Origin of the sequence: Klebsiella sp. AqSCr (assembly GCF_008452795.1) — a bacterium.
Lineage (GTDB): Bacteria > Pseudomonadota > Gammaproteobacteria > Enterobacterales > Enterobacteriaceae > Klebsiella > Klebsiella pneumoniae.
Map to the genome: position 1 here is coordinate 533,179 of NZ_MJDM01000005.1, position 14,379 is coordinate 547,557.

The 14,379-nt window shown below is 60.9% G+C and carries 16 protein-coding genes and 1 pseudogene; 10 read left to right on the forward strand and 7 right to left on the reverse strand.

The annotated features are described in order from the left end of the window. Window positions 1-8: 8 nt before the first annotated feature. From BHE81_RS06435 to hpxU, 5 genes are all read right to left on the reverse strand, one after another. Complete coding sequence (locus BHE81_RS06435) at window positions 9-746, reverse strand: amino acid ABC transporter ATP-binding protein (protein WP_004143660.1); 738 nt, start codon at window positions 744-746, stop codon at window positions 9-11. After that, entirely contained in the window at window positions 727-1,383 is a 657-nt protein-coding gene (locus tag BHE81_RS06440; RefSeq protein ID WP_021440159.1) for an amino acid ABC transporter permease, read from the reverse strand. The genes BHE81_RS06435 and BHE81_RS06440 overlap by 20 nt, the downstream gene beginning before the upstream one ends. Then, window positions 1,383-2,048, reverse strand: a complete 666-nt coding sequence (locus BHE81_RS06445; RefSeq protein WP_004143664.1) for an amino acid ABC transporter permease — start codon at window positions 2,046-2,048, stop codon at window positions 1,383-1,385. The genes BHE81_RS06440 and BHE81_RS06445 overlap by 1 nt, the downstream gene beginning before the upstream one ends. 9 nt (window positions 2,049-2,057) lie before the next feature. Beyond that, complete coding sequence (locus BHE81_RS06450) at window positions 2,058-2,843, reverse strand: transporter substrate-binding domain-containing protein (RefSeq protein ID WP_004143665.1); 786 nt, start codon at window positions 2,841-2,843, stop codon at window positions 2,058-2,060. A gap of 214 nt (window positions 2,844-3,057) precedes the next feature. Further along, a complete protein-coding gene (hpxU, locus tag BHE81_RS06455; protein ID WP_004176115.1) occupies window positions 3,058-3,897 on the reverse strand; it encodes a MurR/RpiR family transcriptional regulator HpxU in 840 nt (279 codons plus the stop codon). A 179-nt stretch (window positions 3,898-4,076) separates the two neighbouring features. Here hpxU and hpxW point away from each other — a divergent pair, with 179 nt between their 5' ends. From hpxW to BHE81_RS06480, 5 genes are all read left to right on the forward strand, one after another. Beyond that, window positions 4,077-5,663, forward strand: a complete 1,587-nt coding sequence (gene hpxW, locus BHE81_RS06460; protein WP_110246674.1) for an oxamate amidohydrolase — start codon at window positions 4,077-4,079, stop codon at window positions 5,661-5,663. A 10-nt stretch (window positions 5,664-5,673) separates the two neighbouring features. After that, entirely contained in the window at window positions 5,674-5,859 is a 186-nt protein-coding gene (gene hpxX, locus BHE81_RS06465; protein ID WP_004179955.1) for an oxalurate catabolism protein HpxX, read from the forward strand. After that, entirely contained in the window at window positions 5,856-7,253 is a 1,398-nt protein-coding gene (locus BHE81_RS06470; RefSeq protein WP_021440162.1) for an AtzE family amidohydrolase, read from the forward strand. Before hpxX ends, BHE81_RS06470 begins: the two co-directional genes overlap by 4 nt. Further along, entirely contained in the window at window positions 7,250-7,636 is a 387-nt protein-coding gene (gene hpxZ, locus BHE81_RS06475) for an oxalurate catabolism protein HpxZ (RefSeq protein WP_002905421.1), read from the forward strand. The genes BHE81_RS06470 and hpxZ overlap by 4 nt, the downstream gene beginning before the upstream one ends. Window positions 7,637-7,721: 85 nt before the next feature. After that, window positions 7,722-8,144: a GNAT family N-acetyltransferase gene (locus tag BHE81_RS06480; protein ID WP_004176111.1), complete on the forward strand. Its 423-nt coding sequence runs from the start codon at window positions 7,722-7,724 to the stop codon at window positions 8,142-8,144. A 37-nt stretch (window positions 8,145-8,181) separates the two neighbouring features. Here the strand turns inward: BHE81_RS06480 and asd are convergent, their stop codons facing one another. Continuing rightward, complete coding sequence (gene asd / locus BHE81_RS06485; protein ID WP_004199947.1) at window positions 8,182-9,300, reverse strand: aspartate-semialdehyde dehydrogenase; 1,119 nt, start codon at window positions 9,298-9,300, stop codon at window positions 8,182-8,184. A gap of 201 nt (window positions 9,301-9,501) precedes the next feature. Here asd and BHE81_RS28105 point away from each other — a divergent pair, with 201 nt between their 5' ends. From BHE81_RS28105 to fabF, 5 genes are read left to right on the forward strand one after another with little or no spacing between them, the layout of a single operon-like run. Continuing rightward, window positions 9,502-9,624, forward strand: a complete 123-nt coding sequence (locus tag BHE81_RS28105) for a hypothetical protein (protein WP_032409959.1) — start codon at window positions 9,502-9,504, stop codon at window positions 9,622-9,624. Beyond that, window positions 9,621-10,178, forward strand: a complete 558-nt coding sequence (locus BHE81_RS06490) for a winged helix-turn-helix transcriptional regulator (RefSeq protein WP_023301910.1) — start codon at window positions 9,621-9,623, stop codon at window positions 10,176-10,178. Before BHE81_RS28105 ends, BHE81_RS06490 begins: the two co-directional genes overlap by 4 nt. Continuing rightward, window positions 10,162-11,205 carry an HlyD family secretion protein gene (locus tag BHE81_RS06495; RefSeq protein ID WP_023301909.1) on the forward strand — a complete coding sequence of 348 codons (1,044 nt, stop codon included), beginning with the start codon at window positions 10,162-10,164 and terminating at the stop codon, window positions 11,203-11,205. Before BHE81_RS06490 ends, BHE81_RS06495 begins: the two co-directional genes overlap by 17 nt. Then, window positions 11,202-12,764: a DHA2 family efflux MFS transporter permease subunit gene (locus BHE81_RS06500; RefSeq protein WP_015958439.1), complete on the forward strand. Its 1,563-nt coding sequence runs from the start codon at window positions 11,202-11,204 to the stop codon at window positions 12,762-12,764. Before BHE81_RS06495 ends, BHE81_RS06500 begins: the two co-directional genes overlap by 4 nt. A gap of 19 nt (window positions 12,765-12,783) precedes the next feature. Beyond that, on the forward strand, window positions 12,784-14,058 hold the full coding sequence (gene fabF / locus BHE81_RS06505; RefSeq protein ID WP_023301908.1) for a beta-ketoacyl-ACP synthase II: 1,275 nt from the start codon (window positions 12,784-12,786) through the stop codon (window positions 14,056-14,058). On the opposite strand, the pseudogene BHE81_RS28615 reads toward fabF, so the two are convergent. Then, window positions 14,024-14,230 (reverse strand): annotated as a pseudogene (locus BHE81_RS28615) (EamA-like transporter family protein); the annotation flags it as partial. The gene fabF and the pseudogene BHE81_RS28615 overlap by 35 nt on opposite strands. Window positions 14,231-14,379: the final 149 nt, after the last annotated feature.

The window sequence follows — 14,379 nt, forward strand, 5'->3', positions numbered from 1 at the left end:
TCCTTACGTTAGTTAAGACCGCGCACCGAGGAGATAAACTGTTTCAGTTCGCTGGTCTGCGGGCTGGCGAACAGCGTTTTGCTGTCGCCCTGCTCCCAGACGCGTCCCTGATGCATAAACACCACGCGGTCGCCCACTTCGCGGGCAAAATTCATTTCATGGGTGACGAGGATCAGCGTCATACCTTCCGCCGCCAGTTGCTCCAGCACCTTCAGCACTTCACCCACCAGTTCCGGGTCGAGCGCCGAGGTGATTTCGTCACAGAGTAAAACTTTCGGCGACATGGCCAGCGCCCGGGCAATGGCCACGCGCTGCTGTTGGCCGCCGGAGAGATTGGCCGGATAGTAATCCAGACGGTCGCCAAGACCGACCTTCTCCAGCATCCGCTGCGCCAGCTCCCGGCATTCGGCCTGGGACTTCTTCAGTACCCGCCGCGGAGCCAGCATGACGTTCTCCAGCGCCGTCATGTGCGGGAACAGGTTAAAGTTCTGGAACACCATGCCGATGGAGCGGCTGATCTCCCGGGCCTGGGAATCGCGGTTGGTGATGGTCATGCCCCCGAGCTTGATGCTTCCCTCCTGGTAGCCCTCCAGACCATTGATACAGCGCAGCAGGGTGCTTTTACCCGAGCCGCTGCGGCCGATGATCGAGATCACTTCCCCCATGTCGATATCCAGATCGACGCCCTTCAACACATGGTTGTCGCCGTAGTACTTCTGCATCTGATTAATGGTGATGAGAGGCATTGAATTTGTTCTCCAGATAGCGGCTGTAGCGGGACAGCGGATAGCACAGAATGAAATAGCCCAGCGCCACAAGGGCAAACACTTTAAACGGCTGATAAGTGACGTTGGTCAGCATCGTCCCGGCCTTGGTCAGCTCCACAAAGCCGATAATCGATGCCAGCGCCGTGCCTTTGATCACCTGTACGGCAAAGCCCACCGTCGGCGCGATGGCAATGCGCAGCGCTTGCGGCGCCACCACCCGGTACAGGGTCTGGCCGAAGCTCAGCCCGAGACAGCGCGAGGCTTCCCATTGGCCTTTCGGCAGCGCGCGAATGCTGCCGAACCAGATATCCAGCAGAAAGGAGCTGGTGTAGAGCGTCAGGGCGACCGAGGCGGCGGTCCACGCCGAAACGTCAACGCCGAACAGCGCCACGCCAAAGAATGCCAGAAACAGCTGCATCAGCAGCGGCGTGCCCTGGAACAGCTCAATATACCCGCGGATCAGCCGTTTCACCTGGCGTCCGCCGGTGAGACGCAGCAGCAGTAACGGTAAGGTCACCAGCGCCCCGCCGGTGAACGCGACCAGCGACAGCAGCACCGTCCAGCGACCGGCCAGTAGCAGGTTGCGGATAATGTCCCAGTCGGTAAAAGTGGTCATCAGGCCTGTACCCCCAGCCATTTACGCCCCGCCGCCATCAGCAGCTGGCGCATCGCTATCGATAACGCTAAGTAGATCCCGGTGGTCACCAGATAGACCTCAAAGCTCAAAAATGTCCGCGACTGGATCAGGTTGGCGGCGAAGGTCAGCTCCTCATAGGAGACCTGCGACACCACTGACGAGCCGAGCATCACAATGATGCACTGGCTGACCAGCGCCGGGTAAATCCGCTGCAGCGCCGGGGGCAATACGACGCGAACGAAGGTTTGCGTCCGGCTAAGCCCGAGCACGCGACCGGCTTCCCACTGGCCCTTCGGCGTCACCTGAATACCGGCGCGGACGATCTCGGTGCTATATGCGCCGAGGTTGACCATCATCGCCAGCAGCGCCGCTTCACCGGCGGTCATCTTCAGTCCGAGGTTCGGTAAACCAAAGACGATAAAAAAGAGCTGCACCACAAACGGCGTATTACGGATGATTTCCACATATCCGCCCCATACCCGGCTGAGCATTCCCGGGCGACCGCTGCGGATCGCCGCCCCAAGGATGCCGATCGCCAGTCCGCCTATCGTCGCCAGCACCGTCAACTGCACCGTCACCCACAGGCCGGCCAGCAGCTCCGGCCAGTGCGGCCAGAGCTCAGAGAAATGAAGTTGCTCCGTCATCCCCAGACCTTACGCGCCGAGGCTGGCAGGCAGTGGCGCTTTCAGCCACTTCTCAGACAGACCGTTGAGGGTGCCGTCCTTAATGCCCTGCTCAATGAGGGTATCCACTTTCGCCTTCAGCGCCGGTTCGTTCTTTTTCAGACCGATAAAGCACGGCGAGTCCTTCAGCATAAAGCTCGGCACCGGCGCTTTGTCGGCGTTCTGCCGGGAGATGGCCGCCACCACCAGATTGCCGGTGGCGACATACTGCACCTGACCGGACAGGTAAGCCGACAGCGTAGTGTTATTATCCTCGTAGCGCTTAATCTGCGCCGCCTGCGGCGCCACGCTGGTCAGTACCATATCTTCCACCGCCCCGCGGGTCACGCCGATGCTTTTGCCGCTCAGCGCGGCCGCGTCCTTCAGCTCCGCCCCTTTCGGGCCAAACACCCCGAGGAAGAACGGGGCGTAGGCGCGGCTGAAGTCGATCACCTTCTCGCGCTCGGCGTTCTTGCCGAGGCTGGAAATCACCAGGTCCACCTTATCGGTCTGCAGATACGGCACGCGGTTGGCGCTGGTCACCGGGACCAGCTGCAGCTTGAGCTTCATCGATTTCGCCAGATAGCGCGCCATATCGATGTCATACCCCTGCGGCTGCAGGTCGGTACCCACCGAGCCGAACGGTGGAAAGTCCTGGGGTACGGCAATGCGGATGACGCCGCGTTTTTCAATATCCTGGAGCTGGTCAGCCTGCGCGGCAGAAACAGACGATAGGAGACAAGCGGCCCCGGCCAGCGCGATCAACAGTTTCTTCATGATGTTTACCCGTTACGTTAGCATGAAACAAAAGATTCTTTGAATCTGTTTTTGCAACTAATGTGCCAGATACGGACGAGGCGAGGGTTGGCGAGGAATTAAAACAAAAAGTGAGAAAGGACAAGCGTTAACGGAAAAGTGCTCAGAGAGCGGCGGCGCCATCACGTGGTTTTTATTGCACCATAATAATGCACAGCACCACGCTGGCGCCCCATCAGCGTTGTTCCAGCTCGTCCAGCTGCTGGTAAAGCGTGGCGATATCGTGGATGCGCGGACGACCGCTGTCGAGCGTTTCATGGAGAAAGGCATTGGCCAGCAGATTAATCAGGCTGTTGACCGAGGCATAGCTATCGTAGGCGGAGACGCTGTCCAGCGGCGCGCAGAGCTGCCAGCGGGAGAGCGGAAACAGGCTGTGGGCCTGCGGCTCGCACATTAACAGGACCGGCACCCCGTCGCGCTGCAGCTGCTGCAGCAGCGGGCGTACTATTCGCGGCCGGCGGCGAAACGCCATCATTACCACCAGATCATCGGCGGTCAGATCGACCAGCTCTTCGCTGAGACTCTGACCCGGCTGGGGCAGCACCAGCACCTGGCCGCGGGCCTGCAGCAGCTGCTGGCGCAGATGCAGCGCCGCCGGATAGGCGTTGCGCATGCCAATCACCACAATGCGGCGGGCGGCCACCATCGCCGTCAGCGCCTCAGCGAACTGGCGGGCGTCGAGGGCGTTGACCCACTGGGTGAGGTTTGCCATCTCCTGCTTATAATGGCGCGCCAGCAGCGTGTTACCCTGCACCGCGTCGCGCTGGTCGGTGAGCGGCATCCCGCTCTGACGCAGAGTGCGCAGTTCATCGCGCATATCCTTATATTTGTCGTAACCGAGGCGCTTAAACAGCCGGCTGACGGTGGCTTTCGACACGCCGCTCAGCTGCGCCAGCTCGGCGCTGTTGTAGCTTATCAGGTCGTCAAAGTGGTCAAAGATGAAATCCGCCACCCGCTGCTCCTGCGGCGACAGCGAGGCGTATTGCCCTTTCAGTCGTTCATCGAGTTGTTGCATAGCGCCCCTGTAACTTTCGTTTCATCATCCATTCCTCATCATACTGTATCTGCTATGCCTTACACATAGCGTGCCAGTGGGAAAATTCTGGTCATCGTTTTTATCAATGAAACGAAACGTTCAGAGATGGAACAGCTTTTGCAGTGTTCTGCGGGTGATTCGTTCAGAAAGGATAATTTATGCACAGTAGCAACGTTTCGACCCACGGCATGGCGGTGGCCCCCCACCACCTCGCCAGTCAGAGCGCGCTGGCGATCCTGCGCGAGGGCGGCAGCGCCATTGAAGCGATGGTGGCTGCCGCGGCGGCCATCGCCGTCGTCTATGCCCATATGAATGGCCTCGGCGGCGATGGCTTCTGGCTGATCGTGCCGCCTGAGGGAGACCCCATCGCCATTGACGCCAGCGGGGCCGCCGGATCGCTGGCGACCCTCGAGGCCTACGCCGGACAGCGGCATATTCCCCACCGGGGACCGCAGGCCGCGCTGACCGTCGCCGGCACCGTCAGCGGCTGGGACGAGGCGCTGCGTATTTCTCGGGACTTAACCGGCCGCGCGCTGCCGGTGGCCCGCCTGCTGGCCGATGCGATCGGCTATGCCGAAGACGGCATTCCGGTCACTGCCTCGCAGGCCCACGCCACCGCCAGCAAACTGGAAGAGCTGCGCCATCAGCCGGGCTTCAGCGAAACCTGGCTGGTCGCGGGCGAGGCCCCGCGGCCCGGCAGCCGCTTCCGCCAGCCCGCCCTCGCCGGTACCCTGCGCATGCTGGCCAGCGACGGTCTCGACAGCTTTTATCGCGGGCCGCTGGCCGAGCGTCTCGCGCAGGGTATGGCCACGCTGGGGATGCCTGTCACCCTCGGCGACCTGCAGGCCCACCGCGCCAGGCGTCCGGGGCCGCTGACGCTCCAGCACCAGCAGGGCACGCTGTGGAATCTTGCCCCACCCACGCAGGGGCTGGTGTCGCTGGCGATCCTTGGCATCACCGACCGTCTGAAGATGGCCGATGCCGACGACGCGCAAACGGTGCACCGTATCGTCGAAGCCACCAAGCGGGCATTTGCCCTGCGCGATGCGCATATCACCGATCCGCGCCATCTGGATGTGGATGTACAGCAGTTGCTCACCCCGGAAGCCCTGCAGCCGCTGGCCGACAGCATCGACGACGCCAGCGCTTCCCCCTGGGGCGGCGGCAAAGGCCCGGGCGATACCGTCTGGATGGGCGTCGTGGATAACAGCGGACTGGCAGTGTCGTTTATTCAGAGTATCTATCACGAGTTCGGCAGCGGCGTGGTACTCCCGGACACCGGGATCGTCTGGCAAAACCGCGGGGCGGCCTTCAGCCTCGACCCGCAGCATCTCCTGGCGCTGGCCCCAGGCAAACAGCCATTCCATACCCTCAACCCTGCCGCCGCCCGCCTGAACGATGGCCGGGTGTTGGTCTATGGCTCGATGGGCGGCGACGGTCAGCCGCAAACGCAGGCGGCGCTGTTTACCCGCTATATCCTGCAGGGGGTGCCGTTGCAGGAGAGCATCTCCCGTCCGCGCTGGTTGCTGGGCCGCACCTGGGGCCAGTCCTCCGATTCACTGAAGCTGGAGGGACGCTTTGCCCCCGCCTGTATCGCGCGCCTGCGCGAGCTGGGGCACGACGTAGAAGTGCTGGCTGATTTCAGCGAAGCGATGGGCCACGCCGGCGCCATTGTCCGCCATCCCAACGGCCTGCTTGAAGGGGCGACCGATCCACGCAGCAACGGCGCCGCCGCCGGATACTAAGGAGCAGACTATGACCACACAGCCAGACTGGAGCGAGTATCTGACGCAGATGACTCACCTGTTGGATATGGAGCTGGATGCGCCGCGCCGTGAGGAGCTGGAGCGCCAGTTTGCCCGCATCGCCGCCATGGCGCAGCCGCTGATGGACTATCCCCTCGGGCCGCGCGAGGAGATTGCGGGGGTGTATAAAGCATGACTCTTCAACACTTCACCATTGCCGATCTCCAGCGTGCGCTGCACGATGGCGAACTGAGCGCCCGGGAGATCGCCCGCCAGACGCTGGACGATATCGCCCGCGTGAATCCGCAGATCAACGCCTGGACTGAGGTCACCGCCCATCGCATGCTGGCGGAGGCCGACAGCATCGACGCCCTGCGCCGGGAAAAGCGCCCCCTGCCGCCGCTGGCAGGCATTCCTTACGCGGTGAAAAATCTGTTTGATGTCGCCGGGCACACCACCCTCGCCGGCGCCGAACTGCTGAGCGACCGGCCGCCGGCAGCCAGCGATAGCTGGGCGGTGCGCCAGCTGCACAGCGCCGGCGCCCTGCTCAGCGGGATGCTCAATATGGACGCCTACGCCTATGGCTTTACCACCGAAAACAGCCACTATGGCGCGACACGCAACCCGCACGATCTGTCGCGGATCGCCGGCGGATCTTCCGGCGGTTCGGCCGCGGCGGTGGCGGCCGGACTGGTCCATTTCAGCCTCGGCAGCGACACCAACGGCTCGATTCGCGTCCCCGCGTCGCTGTGCGGGATCTTTGGCCTGAAACCCACCTTCGGTCGCCTGTCGCGCTCTGGCAGCCATCCGTTTGTCGCCAGTCTGGATCATATTGGTCCCTTTGCCCGTCGGGTGGCCGACCTCGCCGCGGTGTATGACGCCCTGCAGGGGCGCGACCCGGCCGATGACTTTCAGGCTGATAAAGCCAGCGAGCGCACCGGCAACCTGCTGGAACGCGGGCTGGAGGGGCTGCGCTGCGCGCGGCTGGGCGGCTATTTCACCACCTGGTGCGATGACGACGCCCGGGCGGCCGTGGATCGGGTCGCCCACGCGCTGGGCGCCGACAGCGAGCTGCAGTTCGCGGATGCCGCGCTGGCCCGCTCGGCGGCCTTTATCATCAGCGCCAGCGAAGGCGGCAATCAGTACCTGACGGATCTTCGCCACTCGCCCGAGCGCTTTGAACCTCACTCCCGCGAGCGGCTGCTGGCCGGGGCGATGATCCCCTCCGCGTGGTATCTGCAGGCTCAGCGTTTTCGCCGTCATGCTCGCCAGGCAATGAAATCCCTGTTCAGCCAGGCCGACGTGCTGATCGCCCCGGCCACCCCATGCAGCGCCACGCCAATAGGCGCGGAGGAGATGGTGATTAACGGCCAGCCGCTGCCGGTGCGTGCCAGCATGGGAATGCTGACGCAGCCGATCTCCTTCCTCGGTCTGCCGGTGGTGACCGTGCCCCTGCGTACCGCCAGCTGCAAGCCGATTGGCCTGCAGCTGATTGCCGCGCCGTTTAACGAACAAGCCTGTCTTCGCGCCGCGCGGGCGCTGGAAGCGATGGGCATTACCGATGCCCGAGTGGCGGAGAGTGCAGCATGATCAATCTGGATAATGTAGACCGCCCGGCGATCCTCGCCGAGGTGACGGCGGCGTTTTATCAGTATGAAGAGGCGCTGGTCAGCAATAACATCGAGGCACTGGATGCGCTATTCTGGCACGACCCGCGCACCGTACGGCTGGGAGCCGGCGAAAATCTGTATGGCATCGAGGCGATCCGCGCCTTTCGCGCCGCCCGCCCCGCCGCCGGTCTGGCCCGCGATCTGCGCCATACCACCATTACCACCTTTGGCGCGGATATGGCGGTGTGCAGCACCGAGTTCACCCGCGAAGGCAGCGCGCGCCTGGGCCGCCAGCAGCAGACCTGGGTACGCTTCCCCTACGGCTGGCGGATTGTCGCCGCCCAGGTCAGTCTGATGGACTGAGTGGCATAGACTGGAGCGGACCGGGGAATAAGGTATCCGCCGGCCCGCTTCCGGTCCGGTAACATGTTATTTGGAGTCGAATATCATGGTGTTCATCAGAGCTGCGGAAGCAAAAGATATCCCCTCGCTGCAAACGCTATTTCTGCAGTTGGGCTATCAGACGGAGACGGCGATCTTAGCGCAACGCATCACTGCCCCGCAGAGCATGATGAGTGCGCTGGTGGCGGAAACAGAAAACGCCGTGTGTGGCGTAATCGTTATCAATTTTATTTTACCGGTACATGAGAACCGTTTATGGGCATTAATTTCCGCGCTGGTCATCGAGGAATCGTCACGTGGATCAGGGATAGGCCAGCAGCTTCTCCAGGCCGCAGAGCGCCTCGCCCGCGATAAACAATGCGCTCAGATCGAACTTTCAAGTAGTGAAAAAAGAATCAGAGCGCATCAATTTTATGAAAATAACGGCTACAAGGAGGTTCGCAAACGCTTCGTTAAACATTTGTCTTAACCGCCTGCGCGCGAGGGCTTTCCCCGGATGACCGTAACTATATTTTGCCCAGCAGGATATTTAACATGCGGCGCAGGGGCTCCGCAGCGCCCCACAATAGCTGATCGCCAACCGTTAACACCGAGTAGACTGGGTCATTATTTAGCGACATTTTCTTGTAGCGGCCAATACCTACCTGCAGCGAACCACTAATAGCAGCCGGGGTCAATTTACTGACACTCTCTTGCTTATTATTGCGGACATAGTTTACCCACGGATGGGAATGGGTGACTAACTCAGCAAATTCCGCTTCGCTGACCTCACGTTTAAGTTTCAGCGTAATCGCCGCGCTGTGACAGCGGATCACCCCGACCCGAATGCATAAACCATTGACCGGGATGGTACCCGGCGCAAGGCCAAGAATTTTATTAGTTTCCGCCTCGCCCTTCCATTCTTCGCGGCTGTTTCCATCGCCCAGATCGCTGTCGATCCACGGAATGATGCTGCCCATGAGGGGGACGCCAAAAGTCTCCACCGGCATGCCCGCGCTGTTAATCAACTCACTCACTTTATTTACCAATGGCAGCACGGAACCTGATGATGTCAGTTCATCAGCGGATAAATGCTGACTGATATAAGCGCTTTGTGCGATTAATTCCCGCACCTGTTTGGCGCCCGCCCCGGAGGCAGACTGATAGGTCATCACGCTCATCCATTCGATAAGATCCGCTTTTATCAGCCCGGCCAACCCCATCAGGCTCAGCGTAATGGAGCAGTTGCCGCCGACAAACAGTTTAATTCCCGCTTTTACCGCACGATCGATATTTTCGCGGTTGACGGGGTCGAGAATAATGCAGGCTCTTTCATCCATCCGCAGCGCCGAAGCCGCATCAATCCAGTAACCTTGCCAGCCATGGTTAATTAACGCCGGATAGATGGCTTTGGTATAATCCCCGCCCTGACAGGTGATGATGATATCCATTTCGGCGAGTGCGCTAAGGGAATTCGCATCTTTCAGCCTGTCGCTTCTACCATTAATAACCGGGCCCGGGGCACCCGCACTGGAGGTACTAAAAAAATGCGCTGTAATATCGTCGAAATCATTTTCTTCGATCATGCGTTGCAACAATACTGAGCCCACCATCCCTCGCCAACCAACAATACCCACCTGCTTCATTTATTTAACCTTTATAAGTTATGAGAATGTTAATTTGAGTGTCGCCATACCTTATATCGTATCCCCCAATAAAGGTCATTACCCAGCACATCGATTTTTATCATTATTAAAATGTTTCATCTGCCATCAGCGATATTTATCTCTTATTACGGTCAAGAAGATATAAGGCGGCGGCGACTGTCCAATATTCGGCATTCAAAGGTGAAACGGCGTAGCGAAACGGGAGCAGCTTCTTCTCTGGGTACCATGAAGAGTAACTTGCATTTTGATAGTTACTATGTCAATTTGCTGGCAAAAGCCACCTGGTTACTGGACAGCCCATGAAAAATGAACCGCTTTGCCACGCTCTCTGCCCCATCGCCCGCAGCCTGGGCCGCATCGGCGACAGCTGGAGCATCATGATTCTGCGCGATGCCTTCGCGGGCTTTACCCGCTTTGACGAGTTCCAGAAAAGCAGCAACGTCGCGCCCAATATTCTGTCGCGCCGCCTGAAGGAACTGGTCGATGACGGACTGCTGGAGAAGGTGTGCTACAGCAGCACCCCGCCGCGCTACGAATACCACCTCACGCCGCGCGGCCGCGATTTCCGCATGGTGCTGCTGGCGCTGGCGGAATGGGGTAATCGCCACTTCGCCCCCGAAGGGCGTCAGATGCAGCTGGTGGAAATGGCAACCCAGCGCCACGTGGAGCCAGTCATGGTGGATAAAGCGACTGGGGAAGAGATTATCCCGGGTAAATACGCCATGGTGCCGGGCCCCGCCGCCTCGCCGCTGATGAAATATCGTCATGAATATCTGCTGCGCAAACGCGAAGGCGATAGCGGACAAAAATTCCAGCCTGAACCTTACAGAGATGCCAGCAATGAATCCGACCAGTAAGAAAAATATTCTTGTCCTGGCGGCCCTGGGCGCTGCCGCCCTGGCGGCAGCGAGCTACGGCGTTTACTGGTGGCATACCGGGCGCTTTATGCAGACCACCGATGATGCCTATGTCGGCGGCGACATTAGCGCCATCTCCAGCAAAGTCTCCGGCTATATCCAGCAGCTGGCGGTGCAGGACAATATGGCGGTGAAAAAAGGTGACCTGTTGATCCGCATTGACGACCGCGATTATCGCGCCGCCCTCGCGAAAGCCGCCGGAGAAGTGGCGGCGCAGCAGGCCGCGCTGGCCGATATCCAGGCTACCCGCCAGCTTCAGCAGGCGACCATTGCCGGCTCTGCGGCCTCGTTACTGGCCGCCACAGCGGCAACCGAAAAACTGGCTAACGACAACCGACGCTATAACGCCCTGGCCGCGTCGAGCGCGATTTCCGCACAGATCCGCGATAACGCCTCCGCCGATTATCGCCGGGCGCACGCCGAGCAGGAGAAGGCCAAAGCGGATAAAACCGTGGCCGAACGTCAGCTGGCGGTGCTGGATGCTCGCCAGCAGCAAATCCTGGCTGCCCTGGCGCAGGCCCAGGCTAACCTCGAGATGGCCAGGCTGAACCTCAGCTATACCGACATTCGCGCACCGTTCGATGGGGTGATTGGCAACCGCCGCGCGTGGTCCGGCTCCTTCGTCAGCAGCGGTACGCAGCTGCTCTCCCTGGTACCCGCGCACGGCCTGTGGATTGACGCTAACTTCAAGGAAAACCAGCTGGCGCATATGCGTGCCGGCCAGCCGGTGACCATCGTCGCCGATGTGCTGCCGAACCATACCTTTAAGGGGCATGTCGCCAGCCTGGCGCCGGCGACCGGCTCACGCTTCAGCATTCTGCCGGCGGAGAACGCGACCGGGAATTTCACTAAAATCGTGCAGCGGGTGCCGGTCCGCATTGCGCTGGAAGGTGACGGGGCAAAGCTTGACGTCCTGCGCCCGGGACTGTCGGTGATCGTCACCGTGAACGAAAAGAGCCCTCGATGAGCACCGTTCAGGCGCTGTCCGCCCCGCAGGGTCTGTCGATGCCGACGGCGAAGAAGATCTTCGCCTTCGCCAGCATGTGCGTGGGGATGTTTATTGCCCTTATCGACATCCAGATCGTCTCCGCCTCGCTGCGGGATATTGGCGGCGGCCTGTCGGCGGGCGACGATGAAACCGTCTGGGTACAAACCAGCTACCTGATCGCCGAGATCATTATTATCCCGCTTTCCGGCTGGCTGGCCCGGGTCATGTCGACCCGCTGGCTGTTTGCCGCTTCCGCGGCGGGCTTCACGCTGATGAGCCTGCTGTGCGGCTGGGCGTGGAACATCCAGAGTATGATCGCCTTCCGCGCCCTGCAGGGACTGGCGGGCGGGTCGATGATCCCCCTGGTGTTCACCACCGCTTTCGCCTTTTTTCAGGGCAAACAGCGGGTCATCGCCGCGGCGACGATCGGCGGCCTGGCCTCCCTCGCCCCTACGCTGGGTCCAACGGTGGGCGGCTGGATCACCGAAAACTACAACTGGCACTGGCTGTTCTTTATCAACGTTGTTCCGGGGATTTACATCGCGGTGGCAGTGCCGCTGCTGGTAAAAGTAGACAGCGCCGACCCCACTCTGCTGCGCGGCGCCGACTATCTCAGTATTCTGCTGCTGGCCTTGTCCCTCGGCTGCCTGGAATATACCCTCGAAGAAGGTCCGCGCTGGGGCTGGTTTGATGACGCGACCCTGACGACCACCGCCTGGGTCGCCCTGCTCTGCGGCGTGGCCTTTGTTATCCGCACCCTGCGCCATCCGCAGCCGGTGATGGATCTCCGCGCCCTGCAGGATCGAACCTTCAGCCTCGGCTGCTATTTCTCGTTTATGGCCGGCGTCGGCATCTTCGCCACCATCTATTTAACCCCGCTGTATCTGGGGAGTGTGCGCGGTTTCAGTGCGCTGGAGATCGGCCTGGCGGTATTTTCCACCGGTCTGTTCCAGGTCATGTCTATTCCGTTTTATTCGTGGCTCGCCAACCGCGTCGATCTGCGCTGGCTGCTGATGGCCGGGCTGATCGGCTTTGCGGTGTCAATGTACAGCTTTGTTCCGATCACTCACGACTGGGGGGCGGACCAGTTGCTGCTCCCGCAGGCCTTTCGCGGACTGGCGCAGCAGTTTGCCGTCGCGCCAACGGTGACCCTGACGCTGGGCAGCCTGCCGCCCGCGCGCCTGAAGCTGGCCTCCGGGCTGTTTAATCTGATGCGCAACCTCGGGGGCGCCATCGGCATCGCCCTGTGCGGCACGGTGCTTAACGACAGAACCAATCTGCACTATAGCCGCCTGGCGGACCATCTGAATAACGCCAACCTGGCAATGAGCGATTTTGTTCAGCGCAGCGCGGCAAACTTCACCGTCCAGGGGATCTCGCCGGATGCCGCGCAGACGGCGGCGCTGAAAAATCTTTCCGCGCTGGCGCTACGGGAGGCGCGAACCCAGGCCTTTTCCGATGCGTTCTACCTCATCATGATGGGTTTTTTACTTGCCGCGCTGCTGGTTCCCTTGATGAAAAAGCCGCCGGCACACTGATACTACAGGAGAGTTAACTATGGGCGTTTCCGTTAAACGCATTGTCGTCACCGGGATGGGGATTGTCAGCCCGCTGGGCTGCGGCGTACAGCACGTCTGGCAGTCGCTGCTGGCAGGAAAGTCAGGGGTCACCAGGCTCAGCGAGCAGCTGGTCGCGGATATTCCCTGCAAAGTGGCCGGCCAGGTGCCGTCCATTGACAGCGATCCGCTGCACGGCTTCGACCCGCTGGCGACCATCCCCGCGAAAGAGCGCAAAAAGATGGATCGCTTTATTGAGTTTGCGCTGGTCGCCGCCCGTGAAGCGCTGACCCAGGCCGGCTGGTCGCCAGCATCTGCGGCCGAACAGGAACGTACCGCCACGGTGATCGCCACCGGGATCGGCGGCTTCAGTGAGATCGCCAATGCGGTACATACCACCGATGAACGCGGGCCGCGTCGCCTCTCCCCATTCACCATTCCCTCTTTTCTGGCCAACCTGGCCGCCGGGCATGTGTCCATCGCCCACGGCTTCCGGGGCCCCATCGGCGCGCCGGTCACCGCCTGCGCAGCGGGTGCCCAGGCCATCGGCGATGCAGCGCGGATGATCCGCAGCGGCGAGGCGGATATTGCCCTCTGCGGCGGCGCGGAAGCGGCAATTCATCGCGTTAGCCTGGCCGGGTTTGCCGCGGCAAGGGCGCTCTCCAGCGCCTCCAACGACCAGCCAGAAGCCGCTTCCCGCCCCTTTGACCGCGACCGCGATGGATTTGTGATGGGAGAAGGCGCGGGGCTTATCGTGATCGAGTCGCTGGAGCACGCGCTGGCGCGCGGCGCCACGCCGCTGGCCGAGCTGGTGGGCTACGGCACCAGCGCAGATGCTTATCACCTGACCGCGGGCCCGGAAGACGGGAACGGCGCGCGTCGGGCCATGGAAACCGCCCTTCGCCAGGCCGGAGTGTCCGCGGAAGAGATTGACCATATCAACGCCCACGCCACCTCGACGCAGGTCGGTGATAAAGGCGAGCTGGCGGCGATTAAAACGCTGTTTGGCGCCCATCCGGTCGCCATTACCTCGACGAAATCCGCCACCGGCCATCTGTTAGGCGCGGCCGGCGGGATCGAGGCCATCTTCACCATTCAGGCGCTGCGTGACCAGGTGGTGCCGCCGACGCTGAACCTGCATCACCCCGATGAAGAGGCGGCAGGTCTCAATCTGGTGGCGCTGCAGGCCCGCCCGCAGAAGATGCGTTACGCGCTGTCGAACGGTTTTGGCTTTGGCGGCGTTAACGCCAGCCTGCTGCTGAAACGCTGGGAATAATCGTCAACTCCCCCCGCGGTACTGGCCGACGGGGGATTTCCACCGTTGCGGCTTTTGCCCTGCTGCTGGAGTAAATCAAGTACAGCGCAATACCCAGGGAGACAATGGCGCCGATTCGGCTCATCGAGAATGGAATCGACGCATTGTCCAGCCAGCCGAAGTTATCGATCAAGGTCAGTTTTGAGCGAAGAACGGACCACACTATCTAAATAATGATATCGCCTATTATGTTGGGACCGCTCATGTTAAAAAAGGGATAGCTTTTCTTTTCATTGACGATAACGAAGGAATTTTCATGGTTGAGGTTGAGGAAATAAAAAA

Excerpts from the sequence above, each read along its gene's own strand:
- BHE81_RS06435 (WP_004143660.1), bottom strand. The coding sequence starts at position 746 with ATGCCTCTCATCACCATTAATCAGATGCAGAAGTACTACGGCGACAAC.
- BHE81_RS06440 (WP_021440159.1), bottom strand. The coding sequence starts at position 1,383 with ATGACCACTTTTACCGACTGGGACATTATCCGCAACCTGCTACTGGCC.
- BHE81_RS06445 (WP_004143664.1), bottom strand. The coding sequence starts at position 2,048 with ATGACGGAGCAACTTCATTTCTCTGAGCTCTGGCCGCACTGGCCGGAG.
- BHE81_RS06450 (WP_004143665.1), bottom strand. The coding sequence starts at position 2,843 with ATGAAGAAACTGTTGATCGCGCTGGCCGGGGCCGCTTGTCTCCTATCG.
- hpxU (WP_004176115.1), bottom strand. The coding sequence starts at position 3,897 with ATGCAACAACTCGATGAACGACTGAAAGGGCAATACGCCTCGCTGTCG.
- hpxW (WP_110246674.1), top strand. The coding sequence starts at position 4,077 with ATGCACAGTAGCAACGTTTCGACCCACGGCATGGCGGTGGCCCCCCAC.
- hpxX (WP_004179955.1), top strand. The coding sequence starts at position 5,674 with ATGACCACACAGCCAGACTGGAGCGAGTATCTGACGCAGATGACTCAC.
- BHE81_RS06470 (WP_021440162.1), top strand. The coding sequence starts at position 5,856 with ATGACTCTTCAACACTTCACCATTGCCGATCTCCAGCGTGCGCTGCAC.
- hpxZ (WP_002905421.1), top strand. The coding sequence starts at position 7,250 with ATGATCAATCTGGATAATGTAGACCGCCCGGCGATCCTCGCCGAGGTG.
- BHE81_RS06480 (WP_004176111.1), top strand. The coding sequence starts at position 7,722 with ATGGTGTTCATCAGAGCTGCGGAAGCAAAAGATATCCCCTCGCTGCAA.
- asd (WP_004199947.1), bottom strand. The coding sequence starts at position 9,300 with ATGAAGCAGGTGGGTATTGTTGGTTGGCGAGGGATGGTGGGCTCAGTA.
- BHE81_RS06490 (WP_023301910.1), top strand. The coding sequence starts at position 9,621 with ATGAAAAATGAACCGCTTTGCCACGCTCTCTGCCCCATCGCCCGCAGC.
- BHE81_RS06495 (WP_023301909.1), top strand. The coding sequence starts at position 10,162 with ATGAATCCGACCAGTAAGAAAAATATTCTTGTCCTGGCGGCCCTGGGC.
- BHE81_RS06500 (WP_015958439.1), top strand. The coding sequence starts at position 11,202 with ATGAGCACCGTTCAGGCGCTGTCCGCCCCGCAGGGTCTGTCGATGCCG.
- fabF (WP_023301908.1), top strand. The coding sequence starts at position 12,784 with ATGGGCGTTTCCGTTAAACGCATTGTCGTCACCGGGATGGGGATTGTC.